The organism is Planktothrix paucivesiculata PCC 9631, from assembly GCF_900009265.2.
Taxonomy (GTDB): domain Bacteria; phylum Cyanobacteriota; class Cyanobacteriia; order Cyanobacteriales; family Microcoleaceae; genus Planktothrix; species Planktothrix paucivesiculata.
Map to the genome: position 1 here is coordinate 15580 of NZ_LR735025.1, position 17148 is coordinate 32727.

The window sequence follows — 17148 nt, forward strand, 5'->3', positions numbered from 1 at the left end:
AAAGTCGCCCTAGAAGGGCGAGGCTTGTATCCCATTTTTTTGGTCAAAACGAAAACACTATTAATGCTTCTGGTAATGTAGCTTGATAAATATCCACACACATACATAAACTTCTATGACTGCCCTTAGTGAATTTAAACCCGGTCTTGAGGGTGTTCCGGCTACCTTGTCTGGGATTAGCTACGTTGATGGACAAAAAGGAATTTTAGAATACCGCGGCATTGGTATTGAACAACTGGCTAACCAAAGTACCTTTCTGGAAACTTCCTATTTGCTAATCTGGGGAAAACTTCCTACTAAAGAAGAATTAGTCGAATTTGAACACGAAATCCGCTACCATCGACGGATTAAATATCGGATTCGGGACATGATGAAATGTTTCCCGGAAACCGGACATCCCATGGACGCCTTACAAACTTCGGCAGCCGCTTTAGGACTATTCTATTCTCGCCGGGCCTTAGATAATCCCGAATATATTCGAGAAGCCGTTGTCCGGTTACTGGCCAAAATTCCTACCATGGTTGCAGCTTTCCAACTAATGCGAAAGGGGAACGATCCCGTACAACCCCGGGATGATTTGGACTATTCCGCTAACTTCCTTTATATGTTGAAGGAACGGGAACCCGATCCCATCGCGGCAAGGGTTTTCGATGTTTGTCTCACCCTTCATGCGGAACACACGATCAACGCTTCTACATTCTCAGCCATGGTGACAGCTTCCACCCTCACCGATCCCTATGCGGTGGTGGCTTCTGCGGTCGGAACCTTAGCTGGGCCGTTGCATGGCGGGGCGAATGAGGAGGTTTTGACGATGCTAGAAGAAATTGGTTCGGTGGAAAATGTTGGCCCCTATGTGGATCATCTGATTGCCACCAAATCAAAAATCATGGGATTTGGACATCGGGTTTATAAAGTTAAAGATCCCCGGGCTACCATTTTGCAACAACTAGGAGAACAGCTATTTGAAAGGTTTGGCCATGACGAATATTATGAAATTGCTTTGGAATTAGAACGAGTTGTGGCCGATCGTTTAGGGGAAAAAGGCATTTATCCTAACGTTGATTTCTATTCCGGTCTGGTTTACCGCAAGTTAGATATTCCCTCCGATCTATTTACCCCGATTTTTGCGATCGCCCGGGTTTCAGGTTGGTTAGCCCACTGGAAAGAACAAATTACCAAAAACCGGATCTTCCGTCCCACTCAAATCTATACCGGTTCCCACAATGAAACCTATGTTCCGATTCATGAACGCACCTGTGCAATTAACCTAGAAGCAGAAACCCTGTAAACCCTTTTTATCGGCCTGTTCAAACTGAATTTTCACCCGATCAGGCTAAAGTTTTCAGGGCAGTCAAACGCTATACTGGTTTACGGCAAAGATTGATCGCTGATTATACGGATTAACTGATTACTTGATAACTGATAACTGATTTCATGAATCCAGGAATTGATTTACAAGCAAGTTTTGTAGAGGGCCTCACCGGTCTGGGCCTAACGTTAGAGATGGCTAAATTGTTTTGGCTCCCTCTACCCATGGGATTAATGATTGTCTCTGCCACCGTTGGTGTTTTAGGCACGGTATGGCTAGAACGAAAAATTTCCGCCGCAGCCCAACAGCGCATTGGCCCTGAATATATGGGCCCCATGGGGATTTTAGCCCCCGTAGCCGATGGTTTGAAATTACTGTTTAAAGAAGATACGATTCCCTTTAATGCCGACCCCTGGTTATTTACCTTGGGGCCGATTATTGTATCGATTCCCGTGTTTTTGTCCTATTTAATTGTCCCTTTTGGACAAAACATGGTGATTACGGATCTCAGTACCGCCATTTTTCTCTGGATTGCCCTTTCTAGTATTCAACCGATTGGGTTGTTAATGTCTGGTTATGCCTCTAATAATAAATATTCTTTATTAGGAGGCTTACGAGCCGTTGCCCAATCGATTAGCTATGAAATTCCCCTCGCCTTAGCGGTTCTGGCGGTGGTGATGATCTCCAATAGTATGAGTACCTTGGATATCGTGAATCAGCAGTCTGGCTATGGCATTCTAGGGTGGAATATCTGGCGTCAACCCGTGGGCTTCCTGATCTTCTGGATTGCAGCCCTGGCTGAGTGTGAACGCTTGCCCTTTGACTTACCGGAAGCCGAGGAAGAACTGGTGGCCGGTTATCAGACCGAATATTCGGGGATGAAGTTTGCCCTGTATTATTTAGCGTCCTATGTCAACTTGGTACTGTCGGCTCTAATCGTGGCGGTCTTATATTTGGGGGGTTGGGATTTCCCGATTCCTTTGGATGTAGTTGTCCGGGTCTTGGGATTGAGTGAAACCACACCCTGGTTACAGGTTATTTTGGCGATGTTAGGCATCACCATGACGGTTTTAAAAGCCTATCTATTAGTGTTTACGGCGGTTCTCCTCCGGTGGACATTGCCTCGGGTTCGGATTGACCAATTGTTAAATCTAGGCTGGAAATTCCTATTACCTGTTGGCTTAGTCAATTTACTATTAACGGCGGCACTCAAGTTGGTGTTCCCCGTTGCTTTTGGTGGATAAAGCGAGTAGCAGTTATCAGTAATCAGTTATCGGTAATCAGTGTAAGATTTTAATTTGAAAGCTACTGATTACCCACGCTCGTCTGAACTACTGATTGCAGATCACTTAAAACTGATTTTTTTCTTTACTGATAACTGATTACCGTTTACTGATAACTGTTAGAGGGAGACATCATGCTCAAGTTTCTGAACCAAGTCACCGATTACGCGAAGGAAACCTTTCAATCTGCAAAATATATCGGCCAGGGGCTTGGGGTTACGTTTGACCATATGCGTCGTCGCCCCATTACCGTTCAGTACCCCTACGAAAAATTGATTCCTTCTGAACGGTTTCGGGGACGGATTCATTTTGAATTTGATAAATGTATCTCCTGCGAGGTTTGTGTTCGTGTCTGTCCGATCAATTTGCCCGTTGTCGATTGGAACTACAACAAGGAAACCAAGAAAAAGCAGCTTAAACACTACAGTATTGATTTTGGAGTCTGTATTTTCTGTGGAAACTGTGTGGAATACTGCCCCACTAATTGCCTCTCGATGACGGAGGAGTATGAACTAGCTGCCTATGACCGTCATGAGTTGAACTATGACAGCGTAGCCCTAGGACGTTTACCCTATAAGGTGACTAATGATCCAATGGTCACACCGTTGCGGGAGTTCGCTTATTTACCCGCCGGGGAAATTGACCCCCATGATTTACCGGAAACGGCTGTTAGACCTGGGTTACGCCCGGAATCGATTATTGAACAACAGTTAAAAGACAATCAGGATTAACGCTGGTACATCAGTGCATCTAACCACTGATAACTAACTGATGATTGGTACAGGCGCGCCCGGGCGTGCGCGATGCCGAAGGCTATTGGCACGTCTCTACACTGATTAAACTCATTACTGATAAGGATGAAATTGTGAATTTAGCAGAAGGGGTTCAAATTGTTGCATTTGGCTTATTAGCCGTGATGATGATTGGCACAGCTTTAGGTGTGGTGCTGCTCAAAAATATCGTCTATTCTGCGTTTTTACTGGGGGGTGTATTTATTAGCATAGCGGGATTATATATTCTCCTGAATGCTGATTTTGTCGCCGCCGCCCAGGTTTTAATTTATGTGGGTTCGGTGAATGTTCTAATCCTATTTGGGATTATGTTAGTTAACAAGAGAGAAACCTTTAAAGAACTTCCTTTAAACTGGCTGCGTAAGGGGGCAACCGCCATTGTCTGCGGGGGATTATTTGCCCTTTTAGGAAGTATGGTCTTATCGACTTCTTGGTTAATTACTCCGATTGTTGAACCCGTGGGCGGTTCAGTTACATTAATTGGGCAACACTTTTTTAGTGATTTCCTGTTACCGTTTGAGTTAGCCTCGGTGTTTTTATTAATGGCGATGGTCGGGGCAATTATTCTTGCCCGTCGAGATTATATTTCTGATCTTGTACCCACCCAAAAAAGTGAACCTCCGGTTTTAACCTTACAGGAACGCCCCCGGGAGTTGATTTCCGTGGCCAGCGAGCGCGCTGAAAAAGCCGAGTAGGGGAGCATGGGAGCAAAGGGAGCAGGGGGAGCAGGGGAAGCAGGGGGAGCAGGGGGAGGCAGGGGGAGCAGGGGAAGTAAACTCTTTCTATTACCCATTACCCTGTTACTGAGCGAAGTCGAAGTATTACCCATTCGTAATTCGTAATTCGTAATTCGTAATTCGTAATTCGTAATTACCCATTCCATTTCCTTACTTTTGAATTAAAATAAAATCGGAGACAAATAGAGAGTTATGCAATTACAACTGGAGTATTTTTTATTAATAGCGGCGGCTCTGTTTTGTATTGGAATCTATGGGTTAATTACCAGCCGTAACGCCGTTCGAGTTTTGATGTCGATTGAATTGTTATTAAATGCGGTCAACTTGAACCTAATGGCATTTTCTAATTTTTTAGATTCTGCCAATATTCGGGGTCAAGTCTTCACCGTCTTTGTAATTACCGTGGCTGCGGCTGAAGCGGCCGTCGGTTTAGCCATTGTTCTGGCGATTTATCGGAACCGGGATACCATAGATATGGAAGAATTTAATATGTTAAAGTGGTAAACCTAATTAGGATTTAAGGATCAACAAAATCAATATGTTAATCTTTAAATCCTAGGCTTGAACCACCATCACGGCATAATTTTCTAAATTCAGCAGTTCCTTCAAAACAGCTTGCAATTCTAAAGGGTCAAAAGATTGTATTTGAGCCGGATAAGTTACCGATATCTCCGGTTCTGCGACGGTAAAATAATATCCATATAGTCCCGCTAATTGTCCGGGAGTCTCCGTTGAAAACGCATAGTCATTACAGAGAAACCGTTGACTTCTCCTCAATTCGGATTCGGAAATTAGCTCGTTTCTTAACTGATTAATTTCTTCACAAATCAAGGCTTCTACTTTTTTCAAATGTCCAGGTTCTAATAAAGCACTAATCGTAAATAAGCTGGACTCCCGTTGTAAGGAAAAGTCACTAGAAATATCATGGACAAGTTGGAGTTTTTCCCGGAGTTTTTGGACTAATCGAGAGGTTCTTCCTGAAGCAATCACCGAGGAAAGCAAATCTAGTCCATAGGCCTGTCTTAATTTTTCCACCCCTGGCCCAGTCCAAGCTAAGGTTAAACGGGCTTCTTCAACATAGGGTAAACGCAGTTCTCGTCGATGAATTCCCTTAATTCGGGGTTGCACCACTTCATAAAGATGGGTGTAAGTGGTTGGGGGTAAAAAATTACCAAAAGCCTGACTTACCAAATCTAGGGCTTGTTGTTCGGTCACATCCCCAATCATCACCACCGCCATATTGTCGGGTTGGTAGCGACATTGATGGAATCGTCGCATTTCATGGGGTGCTCGCTCCATTAATTTGGCTTCTGTTCCCAAAACCGAACGACTGTAGGGGTGACGTTCATATACCGTTTCCATTAAGACTTGAAAACTCAGCCAGTCGGGATCATCTTGGGCCTGACGAATTTCTTCTAAAACCACATCCCGTTCCCGATTAAACTCACCATCGGGAATACTAGCATGGAGCAGCAACTCCCCCAGGGCGTTTAAGGTTTCCTCTAAATACTGAACGGCGGTTGTAATATAAAAATGAGCATAATCGTGACTGGTAGCAGCATTGGCGACACCGCCGCAACTTTCAATCACTTGATCGAACATCCCCGGCCCAATCCAATCTGTGCCTTTAAAAATCATGTGTTCCAAAAAATGTGCCATCCCTGACCACATATCCGGTTCGTAAATGGCACCCGCCCTGACCCAAACATCCACAACCACAACCGGGGTAGCGGTCATCTGCTGATGAATCACCGTTAAACCATTGTTTAGCTTAAAAGTTCTGGCGGGAAACGTTGAAGTTGTCAAAACTTGAGACAAATTATTTTAAGTTAAACTCCACTTAATTTAGCCTACTCCAAATTAATCAGCAGTAGTAAACAAAATCTGAGTACCTGGATACAAAATTCCTATAGCGCTAGGGAACAGGGAACAGGGAACAGGGAAGACTTGTACCCTGCCAAAAAATATCATCCTAGAGAAGAATTTAACCACTTCTAAGGGTTATTGCTTCTCTAGGATGAAGATTAATTAAACAGATTGATCAATCAATCCATCACCCAATTTAGACAATTGGGAATGCCGGAGTCGGAACAAAGACGTTTTGGTTAACGACTGGAACTCCGGGAATAGGAACCAAAGCGTTTTGGTTAATAGCCGGATTCGGTTCAAAGGTAGACAGACCGATAGCAAGCTGTGAGGCTTGACCGGGGCCTAAGATGACATTAGGAACGGCGGTGGTGAGGAAATCATCCGTTGTCCGCACAACATAATCGTTAGGAGTGGGAAGGTTCAAGAAACCAAAGGAACCAGCCGTATCGGTAATTGAAGTCGGCTCACCAGAATCTAGCTTGGAGTTGTTGTTCAAGTCAACATAGATTTCGGCTCCAGAGCGGTTAGGTTCACCCGGTTGAACAATGCCATCACCATTGAGATCATTGAATACAAATCCGGTAATGCTGTCGGGTAAGACGGCAGTGGATGTCGGAGCAAATGTATACAGGAAGTTAGCCTGAGCCGAACCGCCTGGAATCACAGGAGCATCAATGGTGGCTCCGGGCAGCGGTGATGTTCTAACGTAGGCGGTGGTTGGGGGAACTGAAGCCACAGGGAAGGAGTTAGCTACAGAAAGAGGATCAACTAAAAGTTGGTAGGCGAGATAGGGATTTTGAGCCAAGACTTCGTTCGATTGCTGGCCAACGTCCGTATTTAAGCCTTTGATAATGTAGGCTCCATCAATACCACTGACCGTAGACTTTTCGCCTAAGTCAAAGAAGTTATTTCCGTTAGAGTCGACAAAGACGGTAATCCCGTTAATTCCGGGTTCTGTAGCTTCTGGGAAGCCATTGCCATTGAGGTCATTAATGACTTTACCGTAAACACTATTGGGAACCACAACTCCAAGATCCACTTGGTTGCGGGTTGCGCCGGCAAAGACATCAACAACTAATGGAGTATTGGTTGTTTCTAAATCACCCAGAATAGATATTCCTCCATCTGCCTTATCAAAAGGTTGAGCAATTCTCAACAGGTAGGAGCCAGCAGGTAAAGCGTTAAAGTTATAGAACCCGGCTTCGTTGGTGAGGGTTCTGGGTTCGTTAGCATTCAGGAAACCATCATTATTGAGGTCAATGTAGACCGGAACCCTGGGTAAGGTGGCATCCACTAAGGGATCGTATACCTGATTCAGAGCGGAAAACCCATTGGGATTGACAACCAGGTTGCCATTAACGTCGTAGACGTTGGTGTTGTTATAGGTAACGAGATTGCCCTTATCGTCATAGGCGTAGTTGTAGAGACCCAGTAGGTTGTTATCTACAAAGACAGCCCCACTAATGTTTCCGGTCAAAGACGGAACAATAGGAGTAAAGCCTCCGGTATTGGCAATATTAAATGTAGCTAGATCAGCTCCTCCGGTCAGGACAACTGGATTTGCCGGAGTTGAGCGAGTGAAACCTGGAGGAACAATTTGTCCTACGACGTAACTTCCTGCTGCCAGGTTAGGAAACGAATAAATACCATTAATGTCGGTGACACTAACCTGTTCTAACCCTTCAGGTAAACCATTGCCATTGCTATCTAAAAAGACAGTGACATTAGGCAGTCCCGCGTCTCCAGCATCAAAGATGCCGTTGAAATTAATATCATTAAATGTTGTACCGTTGAGAGTACTCACGATTTGACTCCTCCACCAGAGTGAATTGCGAAACGCATCGAAAACTTAGACTGATTCCGTTTGAATTAGGGTAGAACCCCGTGCTCAACCTTCAACTACAACCCTTAATCGGAATCACCAGGGTGTATCCAGTCCAAGCAAGATATGAATTCTACATTATCGTAGGCAACTATATCAGACTTCCTAGGGATCTGGCAATTTTGATCGCCAGATTGAATTACACCTTGCCCCTAATAGGCATCTTGCAACTCATGGAAATCAGGAGAGATATAATCTTTTCTTAAAGGCCAACCCACCCAATCTTCAGGCATGAGAATCCGTTTCAGATTAGGATGACCTTCGTAGACGATACCATACATATCGTAGGATTCTCGCTCCTGAAAATCGGCTGCTTTCCATATCCAGTAGACTGAAGGGACTCTGGGATCATCCCTGGGAACGAAGACCTTGACGCAGATTTCCTGCGGTTGTTCCACATCATCATCAATCTTGACTAAATGATAAACACTGACAAGGGCATCCCCAGGGCCAGCGTCGTAGGCACACTGACAACGTAAGCAGTTAAATCCGTAAGCATACAGGGCAGTGGCAAGGGGAATCAAGTAGTCTCGATCAACTTTAATGATTTCTACTCCCATGGCATTCGGGCCAAGGGATTCTTGCTCAAAACCATTTTCACTCAACCACTGGGAGACTTTCCCGACTTCAACGAGGGGAGCTTCAGGACTATCCACGTTTTTCCTCCCGGGCTGGTTCAGCAATTAAGGCTGGGGGAATTGCCCCTCCCATTGCTTCGGTCAACTGTTTGGGGGGAACCTGACGGGATTCGGTCACCAAATATTTACCCGTTAAAATCGGCTCCACAGGTTTCATGTTGTGGGGACGGGTGTAATAGCGATGGGTTTGTTGGAGATTGGCCCGCTCCTGGATGGAATCATTAGCCACTTTCTTCCGCAGTTTGATCACTGCATCAATAATGGCTTCAGGACGGGGAGGACACCCGGGAATATAAACATCTACGGGAATTAATTTATCCACACCCCGCACCGCCGAGGGAGAGTCCATACTAAACATCCCCCCGGTCACTGTACAAGCACCCATCGCAATCACATACTTAGGTTCGGGCATTTGATCGTACAAACGCACCAAAATCGGGGCGTATTTCATGGTAATGGTTCCGGCGGTAATTAATAAATCCGCTTGCCGAGGGCTAGACCGGGGTACTAGACCGAAACGGTCGAAGTCAAACCGAGAACCAATTAAACCCGCAAATTCAATAAAACAACAGGCTGTCCCGTACAACAGCGGCCATAAGCTAGACAGCCTGGCCCAGTTATAAAGATCATCCACCGTGGTCAGGATCACGTTTTCCGAGAGTTCCTGAGTCACTTGGGGTCGCTCAACGGGATTAATAATTTTTTCCATTTCGGGTGAAACGCTTTGAGTCATGGTTTTATCACTTTTTATGACCATTCCAAAGCACCTTTACGCCAGGCGTAAACCAGTGCAATGACTAGAATTGAAATAAAAATCAAGGCTTCAATAAAAGCCAAGAGTCCCAAATTGTGGAAGACAACGGCCCAAGGGTAGAGAAACACGGTTTCAACGTCAAAAATGACAAACACCAAGGCGAACATATAGTATCGGATGTTGAATTGAATCCATGCTCCTCCAATGGGTTCGTTTCCTGACTCATAGGTGGTGTGACGGACACCCCTGCGACTTTTAGGCCCTAAGACCTTGGAAGCGCTCAAAGCCAGGACGGGAACTAGGCTGCATAAGATTAGGAAGCCTAAAAAGTATTCGTAGCCACTAAGAACAAACACAATAAATCACAGATCGCTCTAGGTTTGTAACTGATTTTTTACATTTTGACATACTCCCACCGTTAATCTTCGATGTAACGGGGAAATCTTCAACGGGACTTAGGCAACTTTGGGGGTGTAACCCTATAGGTGGGGATAATTAATCCAAGTCGGTTGTTGATCCTAATGTCGGAAGGTCGGTTGTGATTTGCTCAAATTTTGTAATATTATTTAATAGTTATTTTAATAATCTCAAACTCATCCGGTTTTGAAGTTATGAGTGATCCAGCCACAGAAGTTAAGGTTCTTGATCGCCATGAGTGTAGGGCTTGTGGCTATGTCTACGAGCCAACTAAAGGGAGTTCCAATGTTCCGGCGGGAACAGCGTTTACCGATGTGCCGAAAAAGTGGCGTTGTCCGGTTTGTGGCGCTCCCTCCAGCCAGTTTATCAATATTGGTTCTCAGGAAAACCCCTCGGGGTTTGAGGAAAATCAAGGTTTTGGTTTGGGGGTAAATACCCTGACCGCCGAGCAAAAAAATCTCCTGATTTTTGGGGCATTGGCCTTAGGATTTTTGTTTTTTATGAGTTTGTATGGCTTAAGTTGAGGGAGTTAAAATTTCATTGAATCCGATGCACATTGTTAAATTTCTGAAAAAAATCGTTATAGTATTGACAGTATCTCTCATCTGTGTTAGCTGTCGATACTTACCCGAACTCAGTTACAACCCCTGGGAAGTGGTTGCCACGGGAACCCAAGCCAATTTAGCTGATATTGCCTTTACCGGAACTAATCCCCAACGGGGCTGGGTTGTGGGGAGTGATGCTACGCTACTGGAAACGACTGATGGCGGTGACCATTGGGACGTCAAACAACTGGATTTAGGCGGAGAAAAAGTTCGCTTTAACTCCATTAGCTTTAATGGGGCTGAGGGTTGGATTGTGGGACTTCCCTCGATTCTGCTCCATACGACCAATGAAGGTGAAACTTGGGATCGGATTCTTCTGAATGCCAAGTTACCCGGAGGCCCCTATAGTATTGAGGCCCTGAGTCCCAATACTGCGGAAATGACTACGGATTTGGGCGCAATTTACCAAACCGAAGACGGCGGGAAAACTTGGACAGCCCTGGTTGAAGATGCGGTGGGTTTTGTCAGAAATTTATCCCGGGCTGAGGATGGTCGCTATATCAGCGTTTCCGCGAAGGGCAATTTTTACTCGACTTGGGAACCCGGATCTCAAGCCTGGGAACCCCATAATCGTTTTAGTTCTAAGCGATTAGAGAAAATTGGTTTTGGTCAGGATGGTCGTCTGTGGATGATTGCCCGTGGGGGCGAATTGCGGTTTACTGACCCAGAAAATGCGACTGAGTGGGGTGAACCCATTAACCCTGAATATTCAACCAGTTGGGGATTTTTGGATTTAGCCTATCGCACCCCAGAGGAAATTTGGGTTAGTGGTGGTAGTGGAAACCTCCTCTGTAGTTTGGATGGGGGGAAAACTTGGCAAAAAGATGGGTCAGTGCAAAACGTCCCGTCTAACCTTTACAAAATTAAGTTCCTGGACTCGGAACAGGGTTATGTCCTGGGTCAACGGGGGGCTTTACTCCGTTATCAGGGTTCTACTCCGAAAACGGCTTAAACCGATTCGGAGGAAATCCATGGAGTAGGCTTGTTCCACATTCCCTGCTCCCGTATCATTAGATTTAAGTGTTAACCGTTCCTTGAGGAGATTTAACGATGTCAGGTACAACTGGAGAGCGTCCTTTTGGGGATATTATTACCAGTATCCGGTATTGGGTAATTCACAGTATTACTATTCCGGCTTTATTTATTGCGGGTTGGCTGTTTATCAGCACGGGTCTGGCTTACGACACCTTTGGAACTCCTCGCCCCGATGAGTATTTTACTCAACAACGGCAGGAACTTCCGATTGTAAGCGATCGCTTTAGTAGCAAATCACAAATTGGCGATTTTACGAGTAAATAGTTAACATAGGAGTTTAATAAGATGGCAACGGGTAGTAGTTCCAATGAACCCATAAGTTATCCAATTTTTAGTGTTCGTTGGTTAGCAGTTCATACTTTAGCAGTACCTTCGGTTTTTTTCCTAGGTGCGATCGCGGCTATGCAATTTATTCAACGATAGGAGACTAACTATGGATCGCAGTAATAATCCTAATCGCCAACCTGTGGAGTTGAACAGAACTTCACTCTATTTAGGTTTGCTGTTGGTTTTTGTTGTGGGTATTTTGTTCTCCAGTTATTTCTTTAACTAACTGGATTTTTTCTCGATTTAACGATTTTGGATTCACTTCGTGACGCTTCGCGAACGTTGATTGAAGAAACATATTTTTTCTAAAATATTTATCCTAAATCCCATATCCAAAATCTAAAATCCCGTGTCAATTAAACTTTGAATTCACGAGGTAATAATTGTGTTGCAATCAGGTAGACTTCCTTTGTGGTTAGTCGCCACTGTTGCCGGAACTGGCGTTTTAGTGGTAGTTGGTTTGTTTTTCTATGGTTCCTATGTGGGTATAGGTTCTTCCTTCTAAAACCGATGTAGGTGTAGAGGTGCGATATATCGCGTTTCTACCCTATTTATAGATCACTTTCATATTGATCAGAAAATCCCGCTCTTTTTAATTGAGTGGGATTTTTTGTGATTCCGCTACAATAAAAATATAGCTGTCGCGTAGGCGTAGCGGTTCAATGTTCTCTTTTCCGGTGTTCCGGTGTTCCCTGCTATACCTTTCAAGGAGTGTTTTTTGATTAATTCTGTGAGTGCTGCTGTCTTTGATGCTGAACGTTTACTTTTTACTCCGACGCCCTCTAATTTAGATGCTATTCCGATTATTTTTGCCTTTCCCAATGAATATACAGTAGGGATTACCAGTTTAGGTTATCAACTGGTTTGGGCAACCTTAGCCATGCGTTCCGATGTGGAAGTAAGTCGTCTATTTACGGATGTACATGAACCCTTACCCCAACAGCCTAAACTGGTAGGTTTTTCCTTTTCTTGGGAACTTGATTATGTCAATATTTTTGAGCGTTTAGAATTTTTAAATATTCCTTTACGTTCTATTCAAAGAACCGAAAAACATCCTTTAATTTTTGGAGGTGGCCCCGTATTAACGGCTAATCCCGAACCCTTTGCCGATTTTTTTGATATTATTTTACTCGGGGATGGGGAAAATTTATTAGGTGATTTCATCGACGCTTATCAACAGGTTCGTAATGAATCTCGCCTAACTCAATTACGACATTTAGCACAGGTTCCAGGAATTTATATTCCCAGTTTATATCAAGTATCTTATCACAGTTTAGAAGGCGAAATTCAAGAGATTAAACCCCTAGATTCTAGTATTCCTTCCCAAGTCCAAAAACAAACCTATCGGGGCAATATTCTATCCGCTTCAACGGTAGTGACAGAAAAAGCCGCTTGGGAGAATATTTATATGGTAGAAGTGGTTCGTAGTTGTCCTGAAATGTGCCGTTTTTGTTTAGCCAGTTATTTGACTTTACCCTTTAGAACTGCTAGTTTAGAAGCATCATTAATTCCAGCAATTGAAAAGGGACTACAAGTAACAAGACGCTTAGGTTTATTAGGGGCGTCGGTAACACAACATCCTGAATTTGATCAATTATTAGACTATTTAACCCAACCGAAATATGATGATGTGCGGTTAAGTATTGCTTCAGTTAGAACAAATACCGTTACCGAAAAACTGGCAAAAACCTTAGCAAAAAGAGAGACTCGCACCTTGACAATTGCCGTTGAAACTGGTAGCGATCGCCTGCGAAAAATTATTAATAAAAAATTAGAAAATCAGGAAATTCTGCAAGCGATTATTAACGCTAAAAATGGCGGTTTACAGGGCATGAAAATCTATGGGATGGTGGGGATACCAGGGGAAGAATTAGAGGATGTACAAGCCACCGTAGACCTAATGAAAGCCTTAAAAAAATCAGCCCCAGGCTTTAGATTAACCTTGGGTTGTAGTACCTTTGTACCGAAATCCCATACTCCCTTTCAATGGTTTGGGGTGAATCCAGATGCCGAAAAACGCCTGAAATTATTAGAAAAACAGTTAAAATCCCATGGGATAGATTTTAGACCCGAAAGTTATAAATGGTCAGTAATTCAAGCTCTACTTTCCAGGGGCGATCGCCGTCTTTCCCGTCTGTTAGAATTAGTTAGAAACTATGGAGAATCCCTAGGAAGTTATCGCCGCGCCTTCAAAGAATTACGGGGACAATTACCCACTATGGAATATTATGTTAACCAAAATTGGGATTTAGATCAAGTCTTACCTTGGGAACATCTTCAAGGGCCCTTACCCGTCGCCACCCTAAAAAAACACCTCGCAGATTCTCTATCTGGTTCATAAGCAAAGCCCACGCACTTCGGGCAAATCTAAAAGTATGTAATGAAAATTTTATTGATCTTCTTTACATACTTTTGTTTCTTCGTACCTACTGATGGGTAATTAGCCACCAGCCATGTTATTCATGGCGTCAAAGGCTTTGGCGAGACTGTTAACATCAGATGCACCATAAAGCCCGCCACCAAGAGTGAAAACATCTTTAACAGCATTGATCACTTCCAGAGAGCTAATGATGCTGTCTCCTCCAACAGTTTTACCCAGGTTTGCGTCGAAGATTCCATCTACTTTGGTGCTAAGAAATGTTACAACTTCTGGTAATAACAGAGTTGGATCAATGATGTAGTTAATATTAGAGCCTTTGACATTGTTATTTAACTCATCACTGGTAGCATTCAATAAAGCCGCCGTAGCTGAACGACCCAGAGCACTTACATTTCCGTTGAGCTTAACCGCATTAGAGCCCGTACTGCCTTTTAGGTCTTCTGCACTTAAAGCTCCTAACAGACTGTCATTAAACCAATCATAACCGCCATACTTGAACGTAGTAGCACTGGTTGTACTGACACCAAAGGTTGTACTAAATTTGTCGGTAGTTTTGTAAGGCACAGGCCAATACTGAAAATGTTGTGATTGTTTCCAGAAACCAGGGGTTTTACCTAAACCTTTTTCACTAGAGTAGCCACTACCATCAGCACCACTGACTGGTGTTGTATTGCCTAAACTATCGGTGAAACCACCTGTAACTGTACCAATATTGCTGTAGTTGCCTGGTATTGCAGTTCCAGTGGCTGTGTATTTCCAAACCTCGCCTGCATCAAAGATTTTATCACCATTACCAGAAAGTTCTGAATTAAATACGGGGTCATTGGCTGACTCTAACTTGTTATCATCTACATTTACACCAGAGAGAGCAACGTTACCTGTATTAGTAACAGTGTAAGTCCAAGTAATGGGACTACCAAGAAGAACATTTTGCAGATTGTCACCTGTTAGCACTCCAGTAGCAGTATTAGCAGTGGTGACTTTATTAATCTGAATTTGAGGATTAGCTCCAAAGTAATTACTGGGGTCTTGAGCGGTTACAGGTGTTCCGTTGTAGTCACCTGCGACTGTACCCGTATTACTGTAGTCACCAATACCAGCAATTCCTGTTGCTGTATAAACCCATGTTTCACCGGGATCTAATATTTGATTACCATCATCACCATCAGTTAAATTAGTGATTTGACCTTGTTGGTCATCTGTTAATGATACGTTAGACAATGGAACGTTACCAGGATTAGTAACTGTGTAAGTCCAGGTTACATCACTACCTGCTAAGACTTGTAAATTATCAACTCCATTGGTGACTTTATTAATGGCAATAGCGGGAGCCGGAGTAAAAGTACCAGGGGTAGGTATATCTCCAAGATGTCCACCCGTTTTGGCACTGGAACCTCCAGAATTTGTGGATTGTAGTCGTATCCACCAGTCTGTATTTTCGAGTAGTTGCTCTGCATCGAGGCTATTCGCACCTGATAATGATGTCAGAACAAATGTCGTACTCTGAACTTGACCATCTCCCAATCCCTGATTGTTAAGCTGAACACCAACATCATAGGGTGGTAATGCGTTGCCACCATTTGTGGATAAGTCAAAGTCATACAAATAACGATCGCCTACATTATTGGCAGCTATACCTTTTAATACTGGGGTGAGACTTAAAGAAGAAGTCGCGCCTGGAGTGAGAGCCGTTGTGATCGGTTCCACGATCTTCAAATCACTAACAGCATCGTTCTGAATGTCGAACGCCAAGCCAACTATATCCTCTGTACCAGACTGAGAGGTAGGGTCGAGGGCAAGTGTAATTTTGATGTCGTCGAATTGATCGCCCGTGAAGTCAGCACCGTATTCGATCTTAAGATCAATCAATTCGTTGCTAGAGCCATTTTGCTCTGTAAAAGTTGTGTTGTAGGTTGTTAAAGTCATGTTTTTATCCTCTAGTTATTATTTATCTTATTTATCGCTTCCGTATTTTTACGGAACCCTTTGATTATTAAGATTACGAAGCAACTGTGTAAACTTTGTGTAAATAGGGATAAATACAGAATTTTAACCAGAATTTAATAATTTTTTTATAATTTACAGGAATAAAAATCAGGATTTATGGGTTGCAATCTTGCCAATGTATAAGAAAGCACAAGAACACCGCAATCAAGTTAATATATCGGATTAAGTACAGATATTGCTTTAGAATTGAGTATATAAGTATTAGAAAATGAAGCCTAAAAAGTTTTTAGGTAGACCTAAACTTTCCAATTTTTATCAAAATCTTTTTTTAATTTATTTTTTTCGAGGATAAGAATATGTTATTACCTTGTCAAATCTCCGTAGATACGGATTCATGTAGAGTAACTTATCGGGGTGAAATTGTTGACTTATATCCCAAACAATACCAATTATTATTATTGTTTTTAAAAAACCCCAAGTATATCTTAAGCTATGATTTCATAATTGATCGGCTTTGGGATATGGATCATATTCCAACTTATAGTAGCATAAGAACTCATATCAAAGGTATCAGGAAAGCATTTAAAAAAGTCAAATATTCTGAAGATATCATAGAAAATGTTTATGGGATGGGCTATAGATTAAATCCGGCTATTAACAATACAAGTCAAGAACATAATTCCCCCATACCCTCAGTTTCTAGCTTCCAAAATCTCCTAAGTGTTAAAGGAATAGAGTATTTAGTGATCGATGATCAATTTATCATTCAATATCTATCACCCAATTTGATTTATTATTGCGATTATCCCCAACATCTTCAAGTGGGAGTTTATGTGGGAAATCCCTTTCCAGAATTAATAGGTCTGAAAGAAGTCTTTTATGAAATGAGAAAAAAAGAGGATAAAACCTTTACAATCAAGGGAATTGCCAGGGCTTGTCGTCCTAAAAGACCCGAATATATTAACTTATATGTCATCACCGATGAAGATCAAGATATAGGGGATTCAGGAAAACAAATGGTCTTGGTATTCTTTGAAGATGCCTCTGAACAGATGATTTATAGCAATTGCCAGGGTTGTTAGGAAGATCTTATAGGCTATCATTGCCGCTTTTGCTCCGAATCCCTGCGCTAATCGTGATGGCGATCGCTATAGCAATCTGTAATATTGTATTG

At 43.0% G+C, this 17148-nt stretch carries 19 protein-coding genes; 13 read left to right on the forward strand and 6 right to left on the reverse strand.

The window, feature by feature from the left end; genetic code table 11:
• Positions 1-115: 115 nt before the first annotated feature.
• The 5 genes from PL9631_RS20240 to nuoK all read left to right on the forward strand — a co-directional run bounded on the left by PL9631_RS20240 (position 116) and on the right by nuoK (position 4624).
• On the forward strand, positions 116-1288 hold the full coding sequence (locus tag PL9631_RS20240) for a citrate synthase (protein ID WP_083623165.1): 1173 nt from the start codon (positions 116-118) through the stop codon (positions 1286-1288).
• Between the two features lie 146 nt (positions 1289-1434).
• Positions 1435-2553 carry an NADH-quinone oxidoreductase subunit NuoH gene (gene nuoH / locus PL9631_RS20245; RefSeq protein WP_083623167.1) on the forward strand — a complete coding sequence of 373 codons (1119 nt, stop codon included), beginning with the start codon at positions 1435-1437 and terminating at the stop codon, positions 2551-2553.
• Positions 2554-2726: 173 nt separating this feature from the next.
• Complete coding sequence (gene ndhI / locus PL9631_RS20250; RefSeq protein WP_083623169.1) at positions 2727-3323, forward strand: NAD(P)H-quinone oxidoreductase subunit I; 597 nt, start codon at positions 2727-2729, stop codon at positions 3321-3323.
• 134 nt (positions 3324-3457) lie between these two features.
• The gene (locus PL9631_RS20255) at positions 3458-4078 is read left to right on the forward strand and encodes an NADH-quinone oxidoreductase subunit J (RefSeq protein ID WP_083623280.1); all 621 of its coding nucleotides are present in this window, start codon (positions 3458-3460) and stop codon (positions 4076-4078) included.
• 234 nt (positions 4079-4312) lie between these two features.
• Complete coding sequence (nuoK, locus tag PL9631_RS20260) at positions 4313-4624, forward strand: NADH-quinone oxidoreductase subunit NuoK (protein WP_083623171.1); 312 nt, start codon at positions 4313-4315, stop codon at positions 4622-4624.
• A 51-nt stretch (positions 4625-4675) separates the two neighbouring features.
• On the opposite strand, the gene PL9631_RS20265 is transcribed toward nuoK, so the two are convergent.
• The 5 genes from PL9631_RS20265 to ndhC all read right to left on the reverse strand — a co-directional run bounded on the left by PL9631_RS20265 (position 4676) and on the right by ndhC (position 9619).
• On the reverse strand, positions 4676-5938 hold the full coding sequence (locus tag PL9631_RS20265; RefSeq protein WP_083623173.1) for a M16 family metallopeptidase: 1263 nt from the start codon (positions 5936-5938) through the stop codon (positions 4676-4678).
• A gap of 244 nt (positions 5939-6182) precedes the next feature.
• Positions 6183-7793 carry an SdrD B-like domain-containing protein gene (locus tag PL9631_RS20270; protein ID WP_197046453.1) on the reverse strand — a complete coding sequence of 537 codons (1611 nt, stop codon included), beginning with the start codon at positions 7791-7793 and terminating at the stop codon, positions 6183-6185.
• A gap of 230 nt (positions 7794-8023) precedes the next feature.
• On the reverse strand, positions 8024-8527 hold the full coding sequence (locus tag PL9631_RS20275; RefSeq protein WP_083623177.1) for an NAD(P)H-quinone oxidoreductase subunit J: 504 nt from the start codon (positions 8525-8527) through the stop codon (positions 8024-8026).
• Positions 8520-9242 (reverse strand): NADH dehydrogenase subunit K, encoded by a 723-nt coding sequence (locus tag PL9631_RS20280; protein WP_156090647.1) that lies wholly within the window; start codon positions 9240-9242, stop codon positions 8520-8522. The genes PL9631_RS20275 and PL9631_RS20280 overlap by 8 nt, the downstream gene beginning before the upstream one ends.
• A gap of 14 nt (positions 9243-9256) precedes the next feature.
• Positions 9257-9619, reverse strand: a complete 363-nt coding sequence (gene ndhC / locus PL9631_RS20285; RefSeq protein ID WP_083623181.1) for a photosynthetic/respiratory NAD(P)H-quinone oxidoreductase subunit C — start codon at positions 9617-9619, stop codon at positions 9257-9259.
• Positions 9620-9874: 255 nt separating this feature from the next.
• On the opposite strand from ndhC, the gene PL9631_RS20290 reads away from it, so the two are divergent.
• The 7 genes from PL9631_RS20290 (at position 9875) to PL9631_RS20320 (ending at position 13988) form a co-directional block, all read left to right on the forward strand.
• Positions 9875-10204 carry a rubredoxin gene (locus tag PL9631_RS20290; RefSeq protein ID WP_083623183.1) on the forward strand — a complete coding sequence of 110 codons (330 nt, stop codon included), beginning with the start codon at positions 9875-9877 and terminating at the stop codon, positions 10202-10204.
• A gap of 25 nt (positions 10205-10229) precedes the next feature.
• A complete protein-coding gene (locus PL9631_RS20295) occupies positions 10230-11237 on the forward strand; it encodes a photosynthesis system II assembly factor Ycf48 (protein WP_083623185.1) in 1008 nt (335 codons plus the stop codon).
• Between the two features lie 98 nt (positions 11238-11335).
• A complete protein-coding gene (gene psbE / locus PL9631_RS20300; protein WP_083623188.1) occupies positions 11336-11584 on the forward strand; it encodes a cytochrome b559 subunit alpha in 249 nt (82 codons plus the stop codon).
• 21 nt (positions 11585-11605) lie between these two features.
• Positions 11606-11743 carry a cytochrome b559 subunit beta gene (gene psbF / locus PL9631_RS20305; RefSeq protein ID WP_083623190.1) on the forward strand — a complete coding sequence of 46 codons (138 nt, stop codon included), beginning with the start codon at positions 11606-11608 and terminating at the stop codon, positions 11741-11743.
• 10 nt (positions 11744-11753) lie between these two features.
• Entirely contained in the window at positions 11754-11873 is a 120-nt protein-coding gene (locus PL9631_RS20310; protein WP_071782613.1) for a photosystem II reaction center protein L, read from the forward strand.
• A 159-nt stretch (positions 11874-12032) separates the two neighbouring features.
• Positions 12033-12152: a photosystem II reaction center protein J gene (locus PL9631_RS20315; RefSeq protein ID WP_071782612.1), complete on the forward strand. Its 120-nt coding sequence runs from the start codon at positions 12033-12035 to the stop codon at positions 12150-12152.
• 225 nt (positions 12153-12377) lie between these two features.
• Positions 12378-13988 (forward strand): B12-binding domain-containing radical SAM protein, encoded by a 1611-nt coding sequence (locus PL9631_RS20320; RefSeq protein WP_083623191.1) that lies wholly within the window; start codon positions 12378-12380, stop codon positions 13986-13988.
• A gap of 99 nt (positions 13989-14087) precedes the next feature.
• Here PL9631_RS20320 and PL9631_RS20325 read toward each other — a convergent pair whose 3' ends face one another.
• Complete coding sequence (locus PL9631_RS20325; RefSeq protein WP_083623193.1) at positions 14088-15953, reverse strand: DUF7507 domain-containing protein; 1866 nt, start codon at positions 15951-15953, stop codon at positions 14088-14090.
• Between the two features lie 377 nt (positions 15954-16330).
• Here PL9631_RS20325 and PL9631_RS20330 point away from each other — a divergent pair, with 377 nt between their 5' ends.
• Positions 16331-17056: a winged helix-turn-helix domain-containing protein gene (locus tag PL9631_RS20330; RefSeq protein ID WP_083623195.1), complete on the forward strand. Its 726-nt coding sequence runs from the start codon at positions 16331-16333 to the stop codon at positions 17054-17056.
• The last annotated feature ends 92 nt before the right edge of the window (positions 17057-17148 follow it).

What these genes read in the sequence shown, in the direction of transcription:
- PL9631_RS20240 (WP_083623165.1), top strand. Translation starts at nt 116, where the DNA reads ATGACTGCCCTTAGTGAATTTAAACCCGGTCTTGAGGGTGTTCCGGCT.
- nuoH (WP_083623167.1), top strand. Translation starts at nt 1,435, where the DNA reads ATGAATCCAGGAATTGATTTACAAGCAAGTTTTGTAGAGGGCCTCACC.
- ndhI (WP_083623169.1), top strand. Translation starts at nt 2,727, where the DNA reads ATGCTCAAGTTTCTGAACCAAGTCACCGATTACGCGAAGGAAACCTTT.
- nuoK (WP_083623171.1), top strand. Translation starts at nt 4,313, where the DNA reads ATGCAATTACAACTGGAGTATTTTTTATTAATAGCGGCGGCTCTGTTT.
- PL9631_RS20280 (WP_156090647.1), bottom strand. Translation starts at nt 9,242, where the DNA reads ATGACTCAAAGCGTTTCACCCGAAATGGAAAAAATTATTAATCCCGTT.
- PL9631_RS20290 (WP_083623183.1), top strand. Translation starts at nt 9,875, where the DNA reads ATGAGTGATCCAGCCACAGAAGTTAAGGTTCTTGATCGCCATGAGTGT.
- PL9631_RS20295 (WP_083623185.1), top strand. Translation starts at nt 10,230, where the DNA reads ATGCACATTGTTAAATTTCTGAAAAAAATCGTTATAGTATTGACAGTA.
- psbE (WP_083623188.1), top strand. Translation starts at nt 11,336, where the DNA reads ATGTCAGGTACAACTGGAGAGCGTCCTTTTGGGGATATTATTACCAGT.
- psbF (WP_083623190.1), top strand. Translation starts at nt 11,606, where the DNA reads ATGGCAACGGGTAGTAGTTCCAATGAACCCATAAGTTATCCAATTTTT.
- PL9631_RS20310 (WP_071782613.1), top strand. Translation starts at nt 11,754, where the DNA reads ATGGATCGCAGTAATAATCCTAATCGCCAACCTGTGGAGTTGAACAGA.
- PL9631_RS20325 (WP_083623193.1), bottom strand. Translation starts at nt 15,953, where the DNA reads ATGACTTTAACAACCTACAACACAACTTTTACAGAGCAAAATGGCTCT.
- PL9631_RS20330 (WP_083623195.1), top strand. Translation starts at nt 16,331, where the DNA reads ATGTTATTACCTTGTCAAATCTCCGTAGATACGGATTCATGTAGAGTA.